Raw genomic sequence first — 23391 nt, 5'->3', positions numbered from 1 at the left:
TTTATTCTACAGAAATAATGTAATAATAAATCGGCTGTCCGCCTCTGTTAAGCTCTACTTCACAGTCAGGATAAAGCTCTTCAACAGCAGCAGCAAGTTCTTCTGCCTTTTCCTCTGATGCGTCTTCTCCGTAATAAATACTGATCACTTCCGCATTCTCTGTCATCATGGCTTCAATGGTATCCTGAGCAACCTGCTCCTTATCCTTACCTACAGCAAGAATTCCCTTATCTCCGATTCCCATGATGTCTCCCTCATGGATCTCTTTGTCATCCAGACGTGTATCGCGGACCGCATAAGTGATCTGACCTGTCTGAACCTTGGAAACTGCCTCTTCCATTTCCTGAGCGTTTTCCTCTGCTGATTTTTCCGGAACAAAACTGATCATGGCAGTGATTCCCTGAGGAACTGTCTTGGTGGGAACAACGATGATCTTTTTATCCTTTGTAAGATCACGGGCCTGGTTTGCTGCAAGGATAATATTTTTATTATTCGGGAAAATATAAATGGTTTCTGCATTTACCTTTGCAATGGCATTCAGTATGTCCTCTGTACTTGGATTCATAGTCTGTCCGCCCTCAATAAGATAATCGACACCCAGCTCACGGAAAATCTCTGTAAGTCCGCTGCCTGCAGAAACTGCAATAAAGCCGTTTTCCTTTGGCGGCTCTGCCTCTGCCTGCTCTTTTGCAAGCTTTTCCGCATCCTTGATCAGTCTTTCCTGATGCTCTTCTCTCATATTGTCAATCTTCATTCTGGAAAGAGCGCCGTAGGTCAGAGCACGTTCAATAGCCTGTCCCGGATGATTGGTATGCACATGTACTTTAATGATCTCATCGTCTGCAACCAGAACAATGGAATCGCCAATAGAAGTAAGGAATTCTTTAAATTTATGTTCCTCTTCCTCTGAAACAGCTTTATCCAGAAGAATGATAAACTCTGTACAATAGCCGAATTTAATATCTGCCTCTGCCTGAGGAGAGATCTTTGTTACAGAAGGAGAACTGCTCTTTTCAAAAACAGAATAGTCAATCTCTTTGCCCAGAAAGCCGTCCATGGCGCCTCTGAGAACTTCCAGAAGCCCCTGTCCGCCGGAATCCACTACCCCCGCCTCTTTCAGAACAGGAAGCATTTCCGGCGTTCTGGCAAGAGTTGCCTCCGCATGGGCAAATACCTCCTCAAAAAACGGCTGAAGCTCGTCTGCCTCAGGAGCGATCTCCGCAGCTTTCAGAGCTGCCTCCTTTGCCACTGTAAGAATGGTTCCTTCCTTGGGCTTCATAACAGCCTTGTATGCAGTTTCCACTGCCCGCTCCATGGCTGCGGCAAGTGCAAGGGCATCCAGACGCTCCGCTTTTTTTACACTTTTTGTAAATCCTCTTAAAAGCTGGGAAAGAATAACGCCTGAGTTTCCTCTTGCGCCGCGAAGGGAGCCGGAAGAAATAGCCTTTGCCAGAGTTTCCATGTCAAATTCTTCAAGAGAGCTTACTTCAGAAGCTGCGGACATGATCGTCATGGTCATATTGGTTCCTGTATCTCCATCCGGTACAGGGAAAACATTCAGTTCATTGATCCATTCTTTTTTTGCTTCCAGATTTCTGGCTCCTGCCAGAAACATTCTGGCCAGTGTTTTTGCATCTATGGTTTTTATACTCACCACAAGTTCCTCCTCATAACCTTAGTCTATTGCACGTACGCCTTCCACATAGATGTTGATCTTTTCAATTTCCATGCCGGTAAAAGCTTCTACCTTATATTTGACATTGCTGACAAGGTTGTCCGCAATCGTGCTGATATTGATACCGTAAGCCACAATCACGTGGAAATTCAGACGGATTTTGTTATCTTCTGTAATGATCACACTGATACCATGTTTCAGACTGTCCCTGTGGAGCAGCTTGACAAGACCATCCTTCATGCTGACTGCAGCCATTCCGATAATACCGAAGCATTCCACCGCCACACTGCCTGCATAGGTTGCAATTACATCGGTGTCAATCACTATCTGTCCGAGTCCGGAATCTATACGTCCATTCATATAGGTACCTCCATTTTTTTAATATGTATGTATTATAACCTTTTTTCCCGGAAAAAGGAATATTATTTTTATATTTTTCCTTTTTTTGCTTGCAAAAGCCTTTTTCATCTGTTAAAATAAAATCTGTTGAAAAAAAGCGTCAAGGAGGTGCTATCATGGCTAAATGTGCAATCTGTGAAAAAGGTGCTCACTTCGGAAATAATGTAAGTCATTCCCATAGAAGATCCAATAAAATGTGGAAATCCAACGTAAAGTCTGTAAAAGTTAAAACTGCTACAGGCGGAGCTAAAAAGATGTATGTATGTACTTCTTGTCTGAGATCCGGAAAAGTTGAAAGAGCATAAAACTCAAACTTAAAAATTCCCCTCGCAAAAGCGTGGGGAATTTTTTATCGGCAAAACATATGATATCCGCAAAGCAGACACAGACCTGCTGCGATCACAATAATCACACTTTCAGCGATCAGCATTCCGATCACCATTCCAATCCCTATACAAAAAAGCATCAGTCCCAGAAGTCTTCCCACATCGCACAACCTCTTCTCTTTGGTCTATACTATCTTATGCGGCAAATACTTCCGGGAACACAAATAAAAAGATAAAATCAGATTTCTGTGCCGGTTGTTTCACTGCTGTTTTTTCCTGCGGCAAATCTGTCCACAAAATCCGGAACCATATCAAGAACCTTGGTCAGTCCGTCCTGATTTTTAATATTTACCAGCTTCGTAGTTCCGTTCTGGATCACCAGCACAGCGCTCGGCGTCATCTTTCCGGTCATTCCACCGCCGCCGTTGCTTTTTTTATCCCCCTCAAAGGCTCCCGCGCCTACGCCGAAGGTAACGTCTACCAGCGGAAGGATGATGGTATCGCCTACATGGACTGCCTCACCCACAACGGTTTTTGCTGAAATAAATGTGTCCAGTCCTTTAAAAAGGGAATTTACCGTATCCTTAAAATTATTTTCGTTTGCCATTTTCAGACCTCCTTATGCTTCCATCGGCTGATAATATATTTGATGTTTTTATTGAAATAAAGCTCTACCAGTATTTTTACCGGTACAAAGCCGTAGATCCTGCCTTTTATTTTTATATTTCCCTCCAGAATGTTCTGATTGTCAAAAACAGGAACGACCTCCACTCTGTTTTTGTGGAACGGCATTGTCATTCCCAGAACTGCAAGAGCGGTTCCGGTTATGGAAGGATCTTCGCTTCCAAAAGTCACCTTCCCCTTTATCTTTTTTGGGAAAATATGATGCATCAGTTTTTTGCTCCGGTCAAGAACCAGACTCACTGCCTCCTTTGTCCTAGGATACTCAAAAAACTGTCTGTACCAGTCTATCTTATCATAAATCCTCCGGATTGTTAACGGAATTTTGCTGAGCATGGAAGGAAGCTGCGCAAGCCTGTCCATGATTTCTTTTAGTTTGTCCGGAAGTGCTGATATTTTATTCTTGTTTTCAGTCCGGATCTTCTCGTCTGATTCACTGAGATCAGAAGTGCCTGTTTCCGGATCTTTTTTCTGTTTTGCTTCGGCAGAACCATAGGGAATATCCGGTTTCTTTTTCTGTTTCCGTTTTTGGAGAAGGCTCAGAACCGGAATCCCAAAAACGCAAAGTTTCTGAGTATTTTTTCCCTGTATTCTTCTGAAAGTAAAGGAAATGCCTCCGAACAGCCAGCTTACACGAACTGCGGCTTCGGTTTCCTTAAAAGAGGACGTTTCTTTTAAAGCCTCGGCGCTGTATCTGACAGGACAGAACAAAAGCAGCAGCAAAACAAGCACTGCCAGTCCCAAAACCGTTCCCAGAAGGATCAATATCAATTTTATCAGCATCCATAAGATATGTAACATGCCTTCACCTGTTTTTTAAATATTTTTCCACCAGGACATCCCCTGTCTCCTCATACACAGTCTGTACGATCATCTGCACCAGTTCCATGGCTTCATCCATGCCCTTTGCCATGCCTACGATCTCAGGGCACAGTCTGGCAGCAGTTTTCTGGAACAGGGTCACAGCCGGAATGATCTCCAGAATGTTATGAGGGTTGTCCGAAAAAGTCACCAGATAAATTCCGGGCACAGGTTTTCCTGCATCCAGCTTCTCACGGACTGCGCTTTCATCACGTACACTTTCTCCTACGTAATAATGGTCATGCCATTTCAGCATTTAAAGGATTCCCCCTTTTTGATAAATCTAAACAGGGCTGCGTAAAACACAACCCTGTTTATTTTTTGCCCCAGAGTCCCTGACTCCTCATTCCCAGATATTCCTGATACGCCTTCTCCACAATCTGTTTTTCATTGGAAAAACGGAGAAGATGATAAATTTCATGAAACTTGTAATACCCGGAGTCCACAAAAAATTCCTCTCTCTGAGGTCTGCTATGATAATTATCAGCCGTCATCAGATACCAGTGAACTTCCTTGGTGACCATATCCTCGGGAACTGTAAAATTGTAATGACTTTTGCCTACATATTTTACAATAGAAGCGTTTACATCTGCTTCCTCCTTGACCTCCCTAAGCGCCGTCTGGATATGGGTCTCTCCCTTTTCAACGGTTCCCTTTGGCAATACCCAGCCTTCATATCTGTTTCTGTAAGATTTGTATAAAGCCAGTATTTTTCCACGATAAATTACCACACCGCCACAGCTCGTTGCTTCTATCATCTGCAAGTCCCTCCTGTAATGCGTGTGAATGATATTTCAAACTGGATATAGTATAACTCTTTTTGCCTCTGCTGGCAACTGTTTGTTCCGGTCAGTTGTAGTAATAAGCGTTAAAAAGCTGAGAGGCGATCGGCACAGCAGCCTCGCTTCCGGTACCTCCTCCTTCAACGATCACTGCAACCGCAAGATCCGGATCATCCACATTGGAATATCCGATAAACCAGGAATGACTGGAGCCGTTTTCATCATATTCGGCGGAACCGGTCTTTCCTGCCGCCGTATAGCCCTGTCCGGAAAGAGCAGAGGCGGTTCCGTATTCTACAACATCTTTCATCAGCTCTCCCAGCATCACTGCCTCATTTTTTGTCATGAGACGTTTATACACCTCCGGAGCAGTTTCATCTACCTGATCTCCTGTATTGTTTACTACTCTGTCAATCAGATACGGCTTCATAAGCACTCCGTTGTTTGCAATAGCGCAGGTGATCATTGCCATATGGGCAGGGGAAACAAGGGTGTTTCCCTGACCGATGGAGGTCTGCATGGTAAGAGGGATTCCTGACTTTCCGTTCAGGCTGAAGGTACTTTTTTTGTAGGAGGCAAGGGGAAGCTTTTTATTAAAAAGCAGATCCTCGCTTGTTTCCAGCAGAGATCCTCCTCCCAGATCCAGCCCCATCTGCGCAAATGCACAGTTGCAGGAGCTGGCAAAGGCCGAGTAAAAATCCTCCTGTCCGTGGACTGTCCCGTTATAGCACTGAATGGTATGATCTTCTTTTGTAATACTTCCCTCACAGACATAGGAATATCCGTTAAAGCTTCCATGTTTTCTGAAATAGTCAAGAGCTGTCACCACTTTGAAGGTAGATCCCGGCGGATACTGTCCCTGGGTGGCTCTATTTAAAAGACTGGAGTTTGTCTCATCACTGACCAGCCATTCCCAGTTTTCTTCAATGGAGTTGGGATCAAAATCCGGTTTGCTGACCATGGCAAGTATCTTTCCTGTAGAAGGCTCCATGGCAACCACAGCCCCTCTTCTGTCCCCCAGAGCATTATAGGCGGTTGTCTGCAGGTTTGCGCTCAAAGTGGAGATCACGGTATCTCCCATATTTTTTCTTCCCAGAAATTCATTTTTCATCTGGTTCAGGAAAAACTCATGAGAGGTCAGAAGCTGAAAGTTTGCCTCTGACTCCAGGCCGCTTTTTCCGTTGGAATCATATCCGATCACATGGGCAAACACATTTGCATAGGGATAGATCCTGTCCTCAGTACCGTCATCATAAACATCTGTCCTGGCAAGAATTTCTCCCTCAGAAGAAAGAATCTGGCCTCTTACCACCCGGTCCGAAAAGGTGTCCTGTCTGGTGTTGTACGGACTGTTGATAAAGTCTTCGCTTTTTACCACATTAAAATATACAAGATATCCGATCATTGCCATAAAAACAGCCACAAAAAACCAGGATACAAATGTATATTCTCTGTTTCTGGCACGTCTTTTTTTAGATATCTCTCGCTCTGCGCGCTTCCTCTCTTGCTCGAATTCTCTGCGCTGCTTCTTTTCTGCGTCTCTCAAATTCCTCGTCCTCGTCTTCTCTTAAAATATACAGTCCCTGGATAATGGCAAGCATCAGGATCGTACTCATTACAGAGCTTCCTCCGTAACTTACCAGCGGCAGGGTAACGCCTGTCATAGGAATAAACTTGGTAGCTCCGCCAATAGTGAGGATGACCTGAAATGCATATTCTGTTCCCAGTCCCAGAGCAATCAGCTTGTAAAACGGATTTTTGATCCTGAGAGCAATATTTACGATCATCAGGAAAAAGCTCATACATACCAGGATCAGACAGATTGCAAAAATTCCGCCCAGTTCCTCACAGATAGCACTGAAAATAAAGTCATTTTTTACAACAGGGATAGACTCCGGCGAACCCTGGCAAAGTCCCATGCCGAACCAGCCGCCTGTTCCGATGGCAAACAGTGACTGGACGATCTGATAGCCTTCGTTCTGATAAACAGCCATCGGATCTCTCCATGCGCTGACTCTCTGGCGCACATGACCGAAAAGGAAGTATGCCACCACTGCCCCAAGGCTTCCCCCTGCCAGTCCAAGTCCCAGATACTGAGGCTTTTTTGTGGAAACATAGAGCATTACAAGATAGGCGGCAAAAAAGATCACCGCGCTTCCAAGATCTCTGGAAAGCACCAGGATGCCCACATGAAGAGCCGCTACTACAGTTGCCTGCACAACCGTGCGAAAATCGTTTGCCCTGGAAAACAGAGAGGCTGTAAAAAACACAAAGGTAATTTTAATAACCTCAGAGGGCTGAATTCCCATCAGAGACAGCTTTGCTCCGTAGCTTGTTCTTGCAAGAAGAAAAACTGCCGCAAGCAGGATGATGCCCACTCCTGCGTAAAGCCAGGTAAGCCTTCGGAGAAATTTCATTTTCCGGATCATAACCGGAATGATCAGCGCGATTCCGCTGGCTGCCGCCGCGATCACAAGCTGCTTCGTGGCTGTGGCGATATCCAGTCTGCAAAGCATGATAAATCCCACGCTTAAAAGCATACACATATTGTTCAGAAGAAGCAGAGATGCCTTTTTGTAAAAAATCCTGTACAGGATCTGCACCGCTGCAAAAAACACCATCATTTCAACATAAAAAACAATCACCTGAAAATTAAAGGTTTTCAGATAGATCACCAGAAATGCAGTGAAATCCATAAAAAAGATCAGTACCATCTGCTGGCGCAGAAGTTCGTTTCTCTCAATCTCATCCTGCTGGCGCACTGTGTAAAAACAGTGAAAGGTATAAATGATCATCAGCGTCAGGATCAGATACTTTGATAATTCAACAATTACATTAATCATATGCCTTATTCGGCTCCTCTTTTAAAATGTCCCTTTGTAAACTCACGGGCAGAAGCTTTTTTTCCGTAAACATATACGTCCAGAAACTCTCTGACGATTTCCTTTGTCTCCTTTGCAGATTCCAGAGTAAAGGAAAGTCTGAGAGATGCTGTTTTAAGTTCCTTTACCTTTTGGCTTTCATTTAAAAGTCCATAAGGGATGCTGTTATAAATAATATTATAACAGAACTCTTTTTGGTCTGTAGTTCCGGTTTTCCAGGGATAGCAGACGCAGGCGCATGGAAATTCCTTATCATATCTGTCCTTTAACACCATATGCGCTTCTTTTCTGTCACACTGAAAAGTGTTCTTGCGCACACACTGGGCAGACAGCATCAGAGGAATATACCCATAAATAATAAACTCACTGTCCCGGTTTGTTCTGTGGCGCAGCTCCTTTTCATTTAATTCCAGAGGAACAGTATTTCTCAGAATCCCCTCGTCTTTCCAGAACGCGCAGGCTTCATCATTCCAGGTATAAAGAGACGCATCTGCCACACAATATTTCTGAAGCCCCTCTTCTCTCAGCATTCCATAGGCTTCCAGATTTCTCACCAGAAAGCCTTTCATTCCCATGGAAAGCCAGGTCAGAGCCTTTTTTCGATACTCTTCCGGCATTTTCCCACGGGTGATCCGCGGAAGAGAAAGGTACAGTTCTTTTTCCTTCTGAAGTCCCTGTTCCATACAGGTTTCCATCACATCAAAAGGCAGATAAAGGCCTGTGATCTCCGGACTGTTCATAAGGACCTCTGCCTGTTCCGGTTTCTCGCAGGAGGCATAGATACCCAGTGGATCCTCTGATCTGACTCCGGGCTGTATCTTCGCTTCTTCCCCCCGGAGAATCTTTTCCGGAGCTTCTCTTTTGTATTTTTCAAGAAACTCCTGCTCCAGCTGTGCAAGAGCAGTTCTTCTCAGTTCATTTAAAACCTTTACAGGCACAAAAATATTTCCGTCGGACTGAATATCAAGACTGTCCCAGACAAATTCTGTGTTTCCCAGTTTTTCCATTTGCTGGCGGATCCGCGCTTCTTCCATGGGATGCTCTCTGGCATACTGAACCTCCCCCGCTGATACAACAGTCTCTGTATCCTTCAGAGAAACCTGAAGCACTGCAGGGCTTTCCGGATACAGCATCAGTGTTCCGTTTATTTTTTCCTTTTTCTGCTTCAGAGGCACAGAGATATCTCCTGTTTTTTTATGATTGGAAAAAGCCACCATGGAAGGACCGTTCTGCTGTTTATAATATCCGGAGCAGGAACCGCCTCTGTTAAATACCTCCAGAAGATATTTCCGATCCTGAGCATCCACCTGATAGGAATCCGGGTTTTTCTTTAGTATATCCAGATACTTCCGGTAAATTCCCGTAACTGCAGCCGTATATTCCGGCTGCTTCATTCTTCCTTCGATTTTAAGGGACATCACTCCTGCACCCAGGATTTCCGGAAGAATATCAAGGGTACAGATGTCTTTCAGGCTCAGAGGACAGGTTTCTTTCCCTTTAAATCCTCCCTGCTGCTCCCTTACCTGATAAGCAAGACGGCAGGGCTGGGCACATCTTCCCCTGTTTCCGCTTCTTCCTCCGATCATACTGCTCATAAGGCACTGACCGGATATACTGTAGCAGAGCGCCCCATGTATAAACGCCTCAATCTCAATAGGGCTTTCCCTGTGCATGGAAGCAAGCTCCTCAAGCGTCAGTTCACGGGCAGGAACCACACGGGTTACTCCCTGCTGCTCCAGAAACCGCATCCCCTTCGGTCCGGTAACAGCCATCTGCGTACTTGCATGAATGGGCAGATCCGGAAAGTTTCTCCTGATAAAGCGCAGAACTCCCATATCCTGAACGATCACCGCATCCAGTCCCTCCAGATAAGATGGAAGAAGGGAATCATAAAGCCGCTCCTTCAGCTCTCTGTTTTTCAGCAATGTGTTTACTGTAAGATATAATTTTTTCCCATGAAGATGGGCTGTACGCACAGCGCGGATCAGCTCCTCCTGGGTAAAATTCTTCGCATAAGCCCTGGCGCCGAAATCGGGACCGCCTACATACACCGCGTCTGCCCCTGCTCCCAGGGCTGCCTCAAAGGCTTCATAGGAACCTGCAGGCGCCAGAAGCTCTGTTTTATTCATATCTGTCATAATCCCTCACTTCTCTTTTCTGCTGTACAGAAACTGTTTTCAGAATCCCTGAAAACAGACAAAGGGGACTACCGAAGCAATCCCCCTCTGACTTTTACTTTAGTAATGACTCAATTTCGCCTTCCAGCTCTTTGATCTTCCCTTCCATCAGGATACGCTGGTGCTCTGACTCCTGCTGGTGTTTTTCTGTTTCCTCCATTTTCATACGGAGGGCGATCAGTTCATGCTTTAACTCATACATTTCCTGATCCTTCTGCTGAAGATCCTGTTCAAAAATTTCCGCCTGCTTTTTTGCCTTAAAATAATCGTCTGTAATATTCAGGCTGAGCAAAGTATGCTTTGTCTCCATTGGCTGCCTGGAATAACCCGGCATTTCACTGAGCTCCGCAATTTTATTATTTATGTAAGACGCTACCTTCTGAAAATACTCCTCTGATTCATAGCCTCCCAGAGTGATGATCTTTCCCCCGATCACTACCTGTGCCGTATTCTTGACTGCCATACAAAGCCTCCTGTGTATATAAAATTTCCCTGATTTTCCATTAAAGTTCCTGTCTCATTTTCCTTCAGAATCACGGTTTCCCGGAGACAGAAAAAATCATTCATATTTTATTATACCCGAAACCTGTCGAAAAGTATAGAATTTTTTATGAAATCTTCTCATAGCCCAGATGACTGTAGGCAAGAGGCGAGGCCATACGCCCTCTTGGCGTGCGGTTTAAAAAGCCGTTCTGAAGAAGATATGGCTCATAGACATCCTCCAGTGTACCGGAATCTTCTCCAATAGCTGCAGCCAGTGTTTCCAGCCCCACCGGGCCTCCTTTGAAGTTTACGATCAGAGTTTTAAGGATCCGTCTGTCGATCTTGTCAAGCCCGTACTGATCCACTTCCAGAAGATCCAGGGCAAAAACAGCCACCTCATAGGTGATCTTCCCGTCATATTTTACCTGAGCAAAATCCCGGACACGCTTTAAAAGCCGATTGGCAAGTCTTGGCGTTCCCCTTGACCTTTTGGCGATCTCCGCCGCCCCCTTCTGGTCGATCTCCACTTCCAGCACCTGCGCGGAACGGAGAATAATCGTTTCCAGCTCTTTATGATTATAAAATTCCAGATGATGCATCACGCCGAAACGGTCACGGAGAGGCGCAGATAAAAGCCCTGCTCTTGTGGTCGCTCCCACCAGTGTGAACTTGGGCAGATCCAGACGGATAGAGCGGGCAGACGCTCCCTTTCCGATCATAATGTCAATGGCAAAATCCTCCATGGCAGGATAAAGAACCTCCTCTACCTGCCGGTTCAGTCTGTGGATCTCATCCACAAAAAGAATATCTCCCTCCTGAAGATTATTAAGGATCGCCGCCATTTCACCCGGCTTTTCTATGGCAGGTCCTGAAGTAACCTTCATATGCACTCCCATCTCATTTGCAATGATTCCGGACAAAGTTGTTTTTCCCAGTCCGGGAGGGCCGTAAAAAAGCACGTGATCCAGCGCATCCTTTCGCTGTTTTGCTGCTTCTATATAAATTTTCAGTGTTTTTTTTGTTTTTTCCTGACCAATGTACTCTTCCAGTGTCTGAGGCCTTAAATTTCCCTCCAGAGGAAAGTCCTCTTCTGTTACATCGGTGGTGATCATTCTTTTTTCCATATAAACTCCTACAGATTTTTGAGGGCTGCTTTCAGAATGGCTTCCACATCATCCGGCGGCACATCTGTTACTTTACGTACTGCCCGCAGGGCATCCGTACTGCTGTAGCCCAGCGCAACCAGTGCTTCCACCGCCTCTTTGCTTCCATCCAGGATATTTGTCCCTGAAATGGCTGCCGCCTCCTGCTCATGGGCAAGCTTCTTCTCAAAAGCATCCTCCAGCTTCAGCTTGTCTTTCAGTTCCAGGATCAGCTTCTGAGCCGTCTTCTTTCCAATGCCCGGAGCTTTGGAAATGGTTTTTGCATCATCCGATAAAACAGCAAATCTCAGTTCATCTGCCGTAAGCCCTGCGAGAACCCCAAGCGCCGCCTTTGGGCCGATTCCGTTGACGCCCAGAAGAAGCCGGAACATCTGAAGATCATCCTTGCTTAAAAAGCCAAAAAGCTGCATGGCATCCTCTCTCACATGGAAATGCGTATGTATCTTTACCTGTCCTTCTTTTCGGACTGCCTGTTCAATGGCAGAGCCTGTCATAAAAATCTCATAGCCGATCCCGCCTGCCTCTACGATCACTGAGGTTTCTGTGGAATCCACTACTGTGCCATATATAAATGAAATCATAAGCTGCCGCTCCTGTGCTTGATTTTTCCTGTATCGATTTATGATATCACAGTTATCGCAAAAAAGCAAACATCTATTCGAGAAATCTCCCTCATCCTCCGGCGTCCGTAAAGGTTCATACAGAATGCGCTGCTCTCCCGGTAATACAAAATCCCGGTGCAGAGTTTTATCTGTAAACCGGGATCTTACTGTATGTACAACAGTCTTATATTTTTTACAGGATCACGCCTCTGGGGCAGACTTCCTTACATGCGCCGCAGTTGGTGCATTTTTCGTAATCAATATGAGCACAGAAATCTGTTACGGTAATAGCGCCGTTCGGACAGGTTTTCTCACATTTTTTACAGCCGATACATCCCACCTCACAGGCAGAAGTAACAGCTTTTCCTTTATCATGAGAACTGCAGCCCACAAAGGTGGTCTGGGTATAGGGAACCAGCTCGATCAGATGATTCGGACATTTGGCAACACATTTGCCGCAGGCCTTGCACTTCTCCTTATCTGCCACAGCCACACCGTTGATAATGTGGATGGCATCAAAGGGACAGGCCTTTACGCAGCTTCCGAATCCCATACAGCCATAGGAACAGCTTTTTGCACCGCCGCCCGGGATAAAGGCCATCATCTCACAGTCCTCAACACCGGTGTATACAAAATCGCTTTTTGTTTTTTCACAGGTTCCGGTACATTTTACAAACGCAGTCTGACGGACCGTTTCCACAACCTCCTGTCCCATGATCCCTGCGATCACTTTTCCTACTGCATCTCCGCCTACCGGACAGCCGTTAACCGGCGCCTCTCCTTTGGCGATCGCAGCAGCCAGGCCGTCGCAGCCGGGGAAGCCGCATCCGCCACAGTTATTTCCCGGAAGGGCCTCACGGACAGCCACCTCTTTTTCATCTGTTTCCACTGCAAATTTCTTTCCGGCAACTCCAAGAAAAATGCCGATAAAGAGGCCCACTGCCGCAACTACAACAGTTGCTACGATAATTGCTCCGATATTCATATTTACGCCTCCTTAGATCAGTCCTGAAAATCCGAAAAACGCGATTGCCATCAGTCCTGCTGTAATAAGAACAATAGGAAAGCCGCGGAAGGATTCCGGAATGTCATTGTACTCGATTTTTTCACGGATACCTGCCATTACGATAATGGACAGAGTAAAGCCCACTGCTGTGGCAAAACCGTTTACAGTGCCCTGAAGGATATTGTAGTCCTTCTGTACATTGATAAGGGCCACACCCAGAACAGCGCAGTTTGTAGTGATCAGAGGAAGATAAACTCCCAGAGCCTGATAAAGAGAAGGCATTGCCTTTTTCAGGAACATTTCCACAAACTGAACAAGGGCTGCAATAATCAGAATGAACACAATGGTCTGCAGGTACTCCATATGAGTGGGAACCAGAATAAACTGATAGATCACACTTGTAACAAAGGAAGAAAGCGTAATAACAAAGATTACGGCTCCTCCCATGCCTGCTGCGGTTTCTGTTTTTTTGGAAACGCCCAGGAACGGACACAGTCCCAGGAACTGGCTGAGGACCACGTTATTTACAAGTGCAGAACCTACAATGATAAGCATTAATTCTTTCATTAATGTTTACCTCCTTTGCACATGGTATTTCCGCAGGAAGCACAGGCTCCGCCGCACTTGTCCGGATTACTCGGATCAATCCCGCGCTTTGCCGCGCCGATCTTGAATTTGTTCTGAAGAGCTGCCAGAAGAGCCAGAACAAAAAATGCTCCCGGAGCCAGAATAAAGATCGTAACCGGCTCATATCCCATTTTTCCGGCTGCAGCATCTGCCAGCGGCAGAATCTGCTGACCGAAAAGCTGTCCTGCGCCGATCAGCTCTCTGACTGCGCCGATACAGGTAATACTTAACGTAAATCCAAGCCCCATTCCGATACCGTCAAAAAGCGATGGGATCGGAGGATTTTTGGATGCATATGCTTCCGCACGGCCAAGAATGATACAGTTTACAACGATCAGAGGAATATATAATCCCAGAGATGCATAAAGACCCGGAAGGAAGCCTTCCAGAAGCATCTGTACAATAGTTACAAAGGATGCCACAACAACAATAAATGCGGGCATACGCACACCGTCCGGAATAAATTTGCGCAGCAGGGAAATCAGTAGATTGGATGCTGCAAGAACGGCTGTGGTGGTCAGTCCCATTCCGATGCCGTTCACTGCTGAAGTGGTAACTGCCAGTGTAGGGCACATACCAAGCATCAGCACAAAAGTAGGATTTTCTTTAATAATACCGTTGATCAGACGTTCTGATGGTGTATTTGCTTTCATTGTTCTCCTCCTTCCATGTACTGAAATGCGGCAAGGCCTGCGTTTACTCCGTTGGTTACAGCATTGGTGGTGATTGTCGCGCCGCTGATGGCATCAATTTCATCTTCTGATGCTGCTCCTGTTTTGGTGTATTGGAATTTTTCCACCTTTTTATCCCGGAATTGATTTTTAAAATCATCTGTGTCTGCCTTCATTCCAAGACCTGCAGTTTCACTGATCGACAAAATAGAGATTCCATTCAGTGTACCGTCTTTCTGTACGCCCATGGCGAACTGAATGTCTCCGCCATAGCCCTCTGAGGTTGTCACAGTAAACGCATATCCGATCTCATTGTCAGAAGCGTCAAAGGCTGTCATTACTTCATCAATGGTCTGCGCGCCGTAGCCGCTGTCACTGAGTACGCCGGCCAGCTCCTGTGTCTTATCTCCCAGTTCAACTTCCCCAAAGCTGTCTGCATCCGGAAAAACAGATTTATAGGCTTCCTGTTTTGCCTTCATCTTCTGCTCTGCAATAGGATCCGCAGTAATATCCTGAACCACTCCCAGAGCCAGACCTGCAACGAGGGTGATGACAGTAATGGAAATCGTGTCTTTTACAATACTCATGATTTTTTCCCTCCTTTTCCAAATGCAGCAGGATAGGTTGCTTTTTCAATAAGCGGAACCAGAAGGTTGCAGAAAATGATCGCATAGGAAACACCTTCTGCAGAACCGCCAAACAGACGGAACACTGCAGTTACCACGCCAAGGCAGCAGCCGTATACAAGCTGTCCCTTAAAGGTAATGGGCGTTGTCACATAATCGGTTGCCATAAACCATGCTCCAAGCATCAGACCGCCGCCGAACAGATGACTTAACAGATAATTTACATCAAATCCCATTCCTGTGCACAGCATATAGATGATCACAAACACAGAAAAACTGCCGATATATGTAAGCGGGATCTTCAGGTCGATCACCTTAAATACAAGAAGGATCACTGCGCCGATAAGGATCGCAAGAGCGGAAGTCTCTCCGATGGTTCCCTGGATATTTCCAAAAAACAGATTCTGTACCGGTACAGAGGTACCTTCTACAAATCCCTGGGTTTTCAGAGCTGCCAGAGGAGTGGCTCCTGTGACAGTATCCACAACTCCCCGGAAATGATCTGACACTGCAAAGTCTGTCATTCTTCCTGCAAAGGAAATCATCAGGAAACACCTTCCTGCAAGAGCCGGGTTCATAAAGTTCTGTCCCAGTCCGCCAAAAAGCTGTTTTACTACAATAATAGAAAATGCGCTTCCCAGAACCGGCATCCACAGCGGGATCTGCGCCGGCATGTTCATAGCAAGAAGAAGTCCTGTAACAACTGCGCTGAAATCCTTTACTGTATTTGGTTTGTGCATAAAATGATCATAGAGCCATTCAAAAATAACGCTGGATGCCACTGTTACCGCAACAACAAGGAATGCACGAAAACCAAAATTCCAGATTCCGAACAGTGTTGCAGGAAGAAGCGCGATCACTACCAGCTGCATGATTCTGCTTGTTGTCATACCATCTCTTACGTGAGGATTGGATGACACATTATACTTTTGTTCCATTGGTTTACCTCCCCTATTTCTTTCTGCGGCTGGCAAGAACCATTTTCCGCATGGATTTGATGCTCTGAGTCAGCGGTCTCTTTGCAGGGCATACATAGCTGCAGCAGCCGCATTCACAGCATTCCATTCCGTTTAATTTTTCAAATCCTGCCATATCCCCTCTTTCTGCCAGTGTGGCAAGACGGGCAGGGAGAACACGTCCCGGACAGACGCGCACACAGCGTCCGCAGTTAATGCAGGCTGTCATCTGTTTCTGTGCCTCTGAAACAGCATCCTTTTCCAGACAGAGGAACGCAGATGTTGTTTTTACACATGGAACATGAAGGTCAAACATGGCAAATCCCATCATAGGACCGCCTGAGATTACTTTTGCAGCGCCTGTTTTCAGTCCGCCTGCGGCTTCGATCAGCTCCTCCATATTTGTTCCTGTAAGAACCGTAAAGTTTTTTGGACTGGCAATGGCATCTCCTGTCACTGTCACAATCCTGTTCATAACCGGACGTCCCAGAATAACCGCTTTATAAACAGCCACAACTGTATCTACATTATCCACCACGCAGCCTGCATCTGCCGGAAGCATGGAGGAATTGATCTCTCTTCCGGTGGTGGCATAGATCAGAGTCCGCTCGCCGCCCTGAGGATATTTTGTCATAACCTCTTTCACTTCAATTCTGGAATGTCCCTTTACCAGTTCACGGAGCTTTGCAATACAGTCCGGCTTATTATCTTCAATGCAGATATAGCCTTTTGCATGATCAAAAAGCTTCAGCATTACCTCAAGACCCGCAACGATCTTGTCCGGTTCTTCCAGCATTCTCCGGTAATCACTGGTCAGATAAGGTTCGCACTCCGCCCCGTTTACCAGAACATATTCAATCTTATCCGGCTCCTTCGGAGACAGCTTCACATGAGTAGGGAAACCGGCTCCTCCCATTCCTACAACGCCGCCTTCACGGATCCTTGCTATGATCTCCTCTTTTGACAATTCAGAAAGCTCTGCTGCCTGGAATGCTGTCTCTTCATACTGCTGGTCGTTTTCTATGATAATGGAATCCGCCATACTTCCCGCAGCAGTCAGTCTTTTTTCAAAGCCCTTTACGGTTCCTGAAACAGAAGCGTGCAGAGGTACGGATACAAATCCGTTGGCTTCTGCGATCTTCTGTCCTGCCAGGACCCGGTCACCTTTGTTCACACAGGGAACAGACGGAGCTCCAATATGCTGAGACAGCGGATAAACCATCTCTCCTTTTGGAAGATACTTTTCAATCGGACTGTTTTTGGACAGTTCCTTGCCCTCATAGGGATGAATCCCACCCTTAAAGGTAAGTTTTCCCATATCTATTTCCTCCTTTTGCAAGTTATTTTTTATCTTTCTTATGGCGCATACGGTATCCACGATTCAGATGAGGATAAGCCTTCAGGAAGCGTCTGGTATTTCCCTTTGTTCTGTTTACCAGCGTTTTTCTGTAAGCCCGGAGCTCTTCTGTGAATTCTTTCTGGAATGCAAGACGCTTTTCGCTTAAAATCCTGAGAGCTTCTGAATCTTCCAGCTTTTCTCTGAGAAGTTCAGGAGAAGCACCTTTGGGAAGCTCCAGCGATTCCAGTTTCACATTTAGCCTCAGCATAAGCTCCACCCGCTTCTTTTCCAGATCCTGCTCCCAGTAAGGAATTCTCTCCTTCAAATGGAAGGCTGCAGATGCGGAACGGCAGAAATCACACAGATACCCCGTTGCTATTACGCATACTGAGATTTTTCCGACATACACCGGATAAAGAGCAACCAGTTTCTCTACAAGCGGATGCAGAACCCTGAACAGAAGAACTGTCAGAACTCCCCATCCCAGAGAAACTCCCAGGCAGATACGTCCCTGAAAATTAAACTTCTGGTCGCTGTAATCCCACCAGGAGGTATGAAAAATACTCTCCATCAGAACCGCCGTAATATATTCCAGCACTGTGGCAACCACAATGCCCCCTAAGAACAAAAGCAGCACATGATTTTCTATCGGCTTCAGAATCAGATAAACAGATATTGCCCCAAAGCCATAGATTGTACAAAAAGGCCCGCTGACAAAGCCTCGGTTCACAAACTCTCCATGCTTTGTAGAAACATAAAAGGTTTCCCATACCCAGCCCAAAAAGCTGTAAATAAAAAACCAGTTTAAAATATGGTAAAGATCTGTTCCGTTAATTGTCAGATTCCACATAATCATCCCGTCTTTCTGTTTTAAATTCCTGTTTCAGACAAACATCTGCTGATGTTCCGTTACAATCCATCTGACCTTCGGTGATGGCATTTTGCCCTGAATGTCCCGGGAGCTTTGCATATATATGCCAAAATGCCCGGAGGAAGCATGCCTATCTGAACAGTAACGATGTTTATACTATAACTCAATTTATGAAAAAATTCACTATTATTTTTTTATTTTTTTGTGTATAATTAAGTACAATCACGAAAGGAATGAAAAAATATGATTGTTAAAAAAATGCCTATTTTACAAGGGTTTCCGGACTTCGAGACTGTTAAAAAATTGTCGAATTCCGTCTCTTTCGACTGTGGAAACGCCCCTGTTTTTTATGATATCGAAACCACCGGACTATCACGATATTCCACTTTTTTATATTTGATTGGCGCGGTAATGCAGGAAAATAACAAATGGTTTCTCTATCAGTGGATGGCGGAAAAAGAGGATGAGGAACCCGAAATTCTTTGTGAATTTTTTAATTTTCTGACTTCTGCAAGCTCCACAATCCAATATAATGGCAGACGATTCGATCAGCCGTATCTGGAAGCGCGTTACAAAAAACACAATCTGCCCTCTCCCTTCGGAAATCTCCCTGCCCTGGATCTGTATCAGGAACTGAAGCCCTGTAAAGATCTCCTGAAGCTGGAACGAATGAAACAGCCGGATCTGGAAGAATTCCTGGGACTGGACTCCCGCCTCCACTGCGATGGCGGACAGTGCATTCGTCTTTATAAATCCTACATAAAAAATCCAAAGGCCGAGCCTGAACAGACCATCCTCGGTCACAATCAGGAGGATCTCCTGGGACTTGGCAGCATTTTTTCCATGCTCGGATACCGGGTTCTGATGGAAGGCAATTATCAGCCTCTGAAAGCGGAAACAGATGAAGACCGGATGATCCTTTCTTTCCGGCTTCCGGCTCCTGTGCCAAAACCCGTCTCCAAAAAGGGAACAGATTTTTATATTACTGTCCGGGATCAGGAAGGAGCTCTTCTGGTCACTTCCACAGATCAGAAAATACGCCAGTACTACAGAGATTACAAAGCCTATGATTATATTCCCGGAGAAGATACCGCCATGCCCAGACAGTTAAGTCAGTACATGGACAAAAGTCTGAGGATTACCGCCACTCCGGAAACCTGTTATACCTGGTTTCCCTGCAGCGAAGCTTTCCTGAACAATCCGGAAAAACAGGCGCAGTATCTAAAAAGTACCCTTCCATGCCTTCTCAGCTTTTAAAGAAAGAAAAAAGGATCATTTCAGTCTGCCATATACGCATAACTGTAATGATCCTTTTTGTTAATTCAGTTTATCTTCTGTATTCAGACTGACAAAGCAGTTCTTCTTATGCCTCTTCGTCTTCTGCTTCCTCTGCAGCCGGAGCTTCCAGAGCTTTCATGCTGAGGCTGATCTTCTTGTCTTCGCCGTTGAAATCAACAACTTTCGCCTGAATTTCCTGGCCGATAGAAAGTACATCAGACGGTTTTGCAACATGCTCTCTGGAAATCTGAGAAACATGAAGCAGAGCATCAATTCCAGGCGCAAGCTCTACGAAAGCGCCGAAATCTGTCATACGTGCAACTTTTCCTTCTACTACATTGCCTACTGCAAATTTCTCAGCAGCAGTCAGCCACGGATTTTCTTCCGGGAATTTCAGAGAAAGAGCAATCTTATCTCCGTTGATTTCTTTGATGAGAACCTTAATTTCCTCACCAACAGTAAATACCTTCTTCGGATTTTCTACTCTGCCCCAGGACATCTCGGAAATATGAAGAAGGCCGTCAGCTCCGCCAAGGTCAATGAATGCACCAAAATCTGTTACATTCTTAACAACGCCTGTTACAGTATCGCCTGCATGGATTCTCTCCATAAGCTCTTTCTGCTTCTCAGCTTTTTCTGCAAGAAGAAGCTGTTTGCGGTTACCGATAATGCGGCGTCTTCTCGGGTTGAACTCTGTAATAACGAATTCAATCTCCTGATCTGCATATTTGGACAGATCTCTTTCGTAAGTATCAGATACAAGGCTTGCAGGAATAAATACTCTTGCTTCCTCAACGTTTACGCAAAGTCCTCCGTCCAGTACCTGAGTTACAGGTGCTTTCAGGACTTCCTGAGACTCGAATGCAGCTTCCAGACGTTTGTTGCCTTTTTCAGCGGCAAGTCTCTTGTATGTCAGGATAACCTGACCTTCGCCGTCGTTCACTTTAAGAACCTTGGCTTCCATTGTGTCACCTACATGTACAGCGTCTGTAAGTACAAGGGAGCTGTCGTTGGAATACTCGCTCCTGGTGATAATACCGTCTGCTTTATAGCCGATATTCAGGATAATCTCATCCTCTTTTACGTCGATGACGGTACCCTGCACGATCTCTCCATTTCTGATAGTTTTTACGGAATCTTCCAGCATCTGTTCAAAACTTAATTCTGACATGTTCTTGAACCTCCTCAATAATTTTCTTTGGGGTGGACGCCCCTGCTGTAATACCTACATAACTACTGTGATGGAACATTTCAGAATCCAAGTCTACAGGTGTTTGTATATAGTAAGTATTTCCACATTCCTCTTTGCATATTTCAAACAGCTTTTGAGTATTGGAACTATGTCTGCCTCCAATGACAAGCATAGTGTCTACCTCTCCGGCTATGGACTGTGCTTCTTTCTGCCGTTCTTCGGTAGCATTACAAATAGTGTTTAAAATATTGTCAATATTTAAAACATTATTATCATACCTCTTTTTGCAGAGAATTTCAACTAATTCTTTAAATTTGTTGTAATTAAATGTCGTCTGCGAAACAATACAGGGGGACTTTTCCGGATCCGGGATAAAATTCTCCGCATCCTCTCTGTTTCTGAGCACTGTACAGGCCCCCTCGCACCATCCGCAGATTCCTTTTACCTCCGGATGATCCGGATCGCCGAATATGATAATCTGTTTTCCGGCTTTGCTCTCCCGCTCCACGATCCTGTGAATCTTCAGAACAAAGGGACAGGTTACATCTACGAAGGAAATCCCCGCATCTTTCAGCATATCATAGATCCTTCGGCCCACACCGTGGGAACGGATCACAACTGTCCCTTCTCGAAGCTTCGGAATATCCTCTTCTGAGATCACCGTAACGCCCTTTTTTTCAAAATCCGAGACAACCTCTTCATTATGGATGATCGGACCCAGCGTATAAATAGGCGAAACTCCGTTCTCAATAAGCTCGTACACCTTGTCCACCGCTCTTTTTACACCAAAGCAGAAGCCGGCTGTTTTTGCGGTCTTAACTTTCATTTTTTCAAACCTCGTCTGATAATATCACTTTTTCATGAAAAATCTGTAAAATACGTTTTACCACTTCCTCAATGGTCATTTCAGAGGAATCTACCAGAACCGCATCCTCAGCCTGCTTAAGGGGAGAAATTTCCCTGTTCATATCACGACTGTCACGCTCTTCAATATCTTTTCTGATCTCTTCCAGGTCACAGCACAGGCCTTTTTCCTGGAGCTCCAGATAACGGCGCTTTGCTCTTGTAAAAGAGCTGGCAGTCAGATAGATCTTCACCTCTGCATTGGGAAGGATCGTAGTACCGATATCTCTTCCATCCATAACCACGTTCATGGAAGCGGCAAGCTTCCTCTGAAGGTCAAGAAGCTTTTCCCTCACCCTTGGATTTGCAGAGCTTACAGAAGCCATATTGCCTACCTCTTCTTTCCTGAGAAACGGATTCACGTTCTCCCCGTTTAAAAGAACGATCTGTTCTCCGTTTTTATACTCTATGGATATTTCTGCTCCCTGGCAGACTTCTCCGATCTCCTCCGGGTTTTCTCTGTTCACATCCCGGCGGAGAAGATAAAGGGCCATTGCCCTGTACATGGCGCCTGTGTCTACATACACGCAGGAAAGCTCTCTGGCAACTTTTTTTGCAATGGTACTTTTTCCGGCTCCTGCCGGACCGTCAATGGCAATATTATAGATCATGTGATTATCCTCCTTTATTCTCCGCACACAGCCATGGCCGCAAGATAGGCTGTTGACCATGCGATCTGAAGATTATAGCCTCCTGTCACCGCATCCAGATCAAGCACCTCTCCCACAAAATAAAGATCCTGTATTTTCTTTGACTCCATGGTTGCAGGATTGATCTCTTTTACAGAAACGCCTCCTCTGGTGATCACAGCCTCTTTAAATTCTCCGAAACCATTGATGGTAAAAGGAAAGGCTTTTACAAGGGCGCCAAACCGGAGGCGTTCCTCTCTTGAAATCTCATGGATGGGCTTTTCCGGAGAAATCCCGCCGATTTTCAGCATTACCGGTGTCAGAGATGAAGGAAACAGAACGCTGATCACATTTTTAAACTGTCTGTTTTTTCCTGATTCAAATTCCCGCAGGATTCTGGCATCCAGCTGTTCCGGTGTAAGAGCAGGCTTCAGATCCAGAAAAGCCGAAAGCTCCCCTGATTTTCTGAGGGCTGTGCCCAGTCTGGCGCTTGCAGAAAGAACCAGGGGGCCTGTAATGCCGGAATGGGTAAACATCATTTCCCCAAAATCCCGGTAAAGGACTTTTTTTCCGTTTTTCACTGTAAGCTCTACGTTTTTCAGAGAAAGACCTGCCATTTCCGGAATATAATCTTCTTTTGTGTGAAGGGGAACCAATGAGGGCGATAAATCAGTCACCGTATGTCCGGCCTCCCGGGCAAAGCGATATCCGTCTCCTGTAGAGCCGGTTGTAGGATAGGAAAGGCCTCCTGTAGCCACGATAACCGCTTCGGCTCTGTGAACACTGCCGTCTGTGAGAGAAATCCCTGTGATCCTTCCCTCTTCCAGAATCAGCTTCTGCACCTGGCTTTTCAGATGGATCCTCACACCATATTTTTTCATCTGACGTTCCAACGCCCGGATAATGTCAGACGAGTGATCGGAGCAGGGAAACACGCGGTTCCCCCGCTCTGTTTTAAGGGGGGCTCCGGCTTCCTCCAGAAAGTCCATCATATCCTGACTGGTAAAGGTATAAAAGGCGCTGTACAGGAACTTGGCGTTTGTTACAACACTGTTTAAAAGCTCTTCCGGCTCACAGTTATTGGTCACATTGCAGCGCCCTTTCCCTGTAATATACAGCTTTTTGCCAAGTTTTTCATTTTTTTCAAAAAGTGTGACTTCACAGCCTTTTTTTGCGGCAAAAACCGATGCCAGCATTCCGGCTGCACCTCCGCCAACGATTATGACTCTGTTTTTCATACTTATCCTTTCATGCGGCAAAGG

26 protein-coding genes are annotated in these 23391 nt (G+C 45.6%); 2 read left to right on the top strand and 24 right to left on the bottom strand.

The window, feature by feature from the left end:
- Nucleotide 1 precedes the first annotated feature (1 nt).
- On the bottom strand, nt 2–1615 hold the full coding sequence (locus QVP40_RS05105; RefSeq protein WP_207732827.1) for a DAK2 domain-containing protein: 1614 nt from the start codon (nt 1613–1615) through the stop codon (nt 2–4).
- Nucleotides 1616–1675: 60 nt separating this feature from the next.
- Entirely contained in the window at nt 1676–2035 is a 360-nt protein-coding gene (locus tag QVP40_RS05100; protein ID WP_022067409.1) for an Asp23/Gls24 family envelope stress response protein, read from the bottom strand.
- A 155-nt stretch (nt 2036–2190) separates the two neighbouring features.
- Between QVP40_RS05100 and rpmB the strand changes: the two genes are divergently transcribed.
- A complete protein-coding gene (gene rpmB / locus QVP40_RS05095) occupies nt 2191–2379 on the top strand; it encodes a 50S ribosomal protein L28 (protein ID WP_022067408.1) in 189 nt (62 codons plus the stop codon).
- Between the two features lie 44 nt (nt 2380–2423).
- Here the strand turns inward: rpmB and QVP40_RS05090 are convergent, their stop codons facing one another.
- From QVP40_RS05090 to QVP40_RS05005, 18 genes are all read right to left on the bottom strand, one after another.
- Nucleotides 2424–2561, bottom strand: a complete 138-nt coding sequence (locus QVP40_RS05090) for a hypothetical protein (RefSeq protein ID WP_022067407.1) — start codon at nt 2559–2561, stop codon at nt 2424–2426.
- A gap of 77 nt (nt 2562–2638) precedes the next feature.
- Nucleotides 2639–3007 (bottom strand): GerW family sporulation protein, encoded by a 369-nt coding sequence (locus tag QVP40_RS05085; RefSeq protein WP_022067406.1) that lies wholly within the window; start codon nt 3005–3007, stop codon nt 2639–2641.
- A 2-nt stretch (nt 3008–3009) separates the two neighbouring features.
- Nucleotides 3010–3882: a DUF2953 domain-containing protein gene (locus tag QVP40_RS05080; RefSeq protein ID WP_022067405.1), complete on the bottom strand. Its 873-nt coding sequence runs from the start codon at nt 3880–3882 to the stop codon at nt 3010–3012.
- Nucleotides 3883–3886: 4 nt separating this feature from the next.
- The gene (locus tag QVP40_RS05075) at nt 3887–4198 is read right to left on the bottom strand and encodes a hypothetical protein (protein WP_022067404.1); all 312 of its coding nucleotides are present in this window, start codon (nt 4196–4198) and stop codon (nt 3887–3889) included.
- A 58-nt stretch (nt 4199–4256) separates the two neighbouring features.
- Nucleotides 4257–4700: an NUDIX hydrolase gene (locus tag QVP40_RS05070; protein WP_022067403.1), complete on the bottom strand. Its 444-nt coding sequence runs from the start codon at nt 4698–4700 to the stop codon at nt 4257–4259.
- A 91-nt stretch (nt 4701–4791) separates the two neighbouring features.
- The gene (locus QVP40_RS05065; RefSeq protein WP_173752104.1) at nt 4792–6270 is read right to left on the bottom strand and encodes a peptidoglycan D,D-transpeptidase FtsI family protein; all 1479 of its coding nucleotides are present in this window, start codon (nt 6268–6270) and stop codon (nt 4792–4794) included.
- Nucleotides 6197–7567, bottom strand: a complete 1371-nt coding sequence (locus QVP40_RS05060) for an FtsW/RodA/SpoVE family cell cycle protein (RefSeq protein WP_022067401.1) — start codon at nt 7565–7567, stop codon at nt 6197–6199. Before QVP40_RS05060 ends, QVP40_RS05065 begins: the two co-directional genes overlap by 74 nt.
- 5 nt (nt 7568–7572) lie before the next feature.
- Nucleotides 7573–9744 carry a U32 family peptidase gene (locus QVP40_RS05055; RefSeq protein ID WP_022067400.1) on the bottom strand — a complete coding sequence of 724 codons (2172 nt, stop codon included), beginning with the start codon at nt 9742–9744 and terminating at the stop codon, nt 7573–7575.
- 94 nt (nt 9745–9838) lie between these two features.
- On the bottom strand, nt 9839–10246 hold the full coding sequence (locus QVP40_RS05050; protein WP_022067399.1) for a cell division protein ZapA: 408 nt from the start codon (nt 10244–10246) through the stop codon (nt 9839–9841).
- A 145-nt stretch (nt 10247–10391) separates the two neighbouring features.
- Nucleotides 10392–11390 carry a Holliday junction branch migration DNA helicase RuvB gene (gene ruvB, locus QVP40_RS05045; protein WP_022067398.1) on the bottom strand — a complete coding sequence of 333 codons (999 nt, stop codon included), beginning with the start codon at nt 11388–11390 and terminating at the stop codon, nt 10392–10394.
- 8 nt (nt 11391–11398) lie between these two features.
- Nucleotides 11399–12010 carry a Holliday junction branch migration protein RuvA gene (gene ruvA, locus QVP40_RS05040; RefSeq protein ID WP_022067397.1) on the bottom strand — a complete coding sequence of 204 codons (612 nt, stop codon included), beginning with the start codon at nt 12008–12010 and terminating at the stop codon, nt 11399–11401.
- 214 nt (nt 12011–12224) lie between these two features.
- On the bottom strand, nt 12225–13016 hold the full coding sequence (locus tag QVP40_RS05035; protein ID WP_022067396.1) for an RnfABCDGE type electron transport complex subunit B: 792 nt from the start codon (nt 13014–13016) through the stop codon (nt 12225–12227).
- 12 nt (nt 13017–13028) lie between these two features.
- Nucleotides 13029–13604, bottom strand: coding sequence for an electron transport complex subunit RsxA (gene rsxA, locus QVP40_RS05030; RefSeq protein WP_022067395.1), 576 nt, complete (start codon nt 13602–13604; stop codon nt 13029–13031).
- Nucleotides 13604–14317, bottom strand: coding sequence for an electron transport complex subunit RsxE (gene rsxE, locus QVP40_RS05025; RefSeq protein WP_022067394.1), 714 nt, complete (start codon nt 14315–14317; stop codon nt 13604–13606). The genes rsxA and rsxE overlap by 1 nt, the downstream gene beginning before the upstream one ends.
- Entirely contained in the window at nt 14314–14922 is a 609-nt protein-coding gene (locus QVP40_RS05020) for an RnfABCDGE type electron transport complex subunit G (protein WP_022067393.1), read from the bottom strand. Before QVP40_RS05020 ends, rsxE begins: the two co-directional genes overlap by 4 nt.
- Nucleotides 14919–15899, bottom strand: coding sequence for an RnfABCDGE type electron transport complex subunit D (locus QVP40_RS05015; protein WP_022067392.1), 981 nt, complete (start codon nt 15897–15899; stop codon nt 14919–14921). The genes QVP40_RS05020 and QVP40_RS05015 overlap by 4 nt, the downstream gene beginning before the upstream one ends.
- Nucleotides 15900–15912: 13 nt before the next feature.
- On the bottom strand, nt 15913–17235 hold the full coding sequence (rsxC, locus tag QVP40_RS05010; protein ID WP_022067391.1) for an electron transport complex subunit RsxC: 1323 nt from the start codon (nt 17233–17235) through the stop codon (nt 15913–15915).
- A gap of 22 nt (nt 17236–17257) precedes the next feature.
- On the bottom strand, nt 17258–18112 hold the full coding sequence (locus QVP40_RS05005) for a putative ABC transporter permease (protein WP_288200331.1): 855 nt from the start codon (nt 18110–18112) through the stop codon (nt 17258–17260).
- A 258-nt stretch (nt 18113–18370) separates the two neighbouring features.
- On the opposite strand from QVP40_RS05005, the gene QVP40_RS05000 reads away from it, so the two are divergent.
- Nucleotides 18371–19384: a ribonuclease H-like domain-containing protein gene (locus QVP40_RS05000; protein ID WP_022067389.1), complete on the top strand. Its 1014-nt coding sequence runs from the start codon at nt 18371–18373 to the stop codon at nt 19382–19384.
- 106 nt (nt 19385–19490) lie between these two features.
- Here the strand turns inward: QVP40_RS05000 and rpsA are convergent, their stop codons facing one another.
- From rpsA to QVP40_RS04980, 4 genes are read right to left on the bottom strand one after another with little or no spacing between them, the layout of a single operon-like run.
- On the bottom strand, nt 19491–20576 hold the full coding sequence (rpsA, locus tag QVP40_RS04995) for a 30S ribosomal protein S1 (protein WP_022067388.1): 1086 nt from the start codon (nt 20574–20576) through the stop codon (nt 19491–19493).
- Nucleotides 20557–21423, bottom strand: coding sequence for a 4-hydroxy-3-methylbut-2-enyl diphosphate reductase (gene ispH, locus QVP40_RS04990; RefSeq protein ID WP_022067387.1), 867 nt, complete (start codon nt 21421–21423; stop codon nt 20557–20559). The genes rpsA and ispH overlap by 20 nt, the downstream gene beginning before the upstream one ends.
- 4 nt (nt 21424–21427) lie before the next feature.
- Nucleotides 21428–22111, bottom strand: a complete 684-nt coding sequence (cmk, locus tag QVP40_RS04985) for a (d)CMP kinase (RefSeq protein ID WP_022067386.1) — start codon at nt 22109–22111, stop codon at nt 21428–21430.
- A 14-nt stretch (nt 22112–22125) separates the two neighbouring features.
- Complete coding sequence (locus QVP40_RS04980; protein ID WP_288200330.1) at nt 22126–23367, bottom strand: NAD(P)/FAD-dependent oxidoreductase; 1242 nt, start codon at nt 23365–23367, stop codon at nt 22126–22128.
- Nucleotides 23368–23391 lie beyond the last annotated feature (24 nt).

The sequence above is a fragment of the Blautia sp. CAG:257 genome, assembly GCF_000433815.1.
Classification (GTDB): Bacteria; Bacillota; Clostridia; order Lachnospirales; family Lachnospiraceae; genus Blautia_A; species Blautia_A caecimuris.
This window is presented reverse-complemented; position numbering and strand designations above follow the sequence as displayed.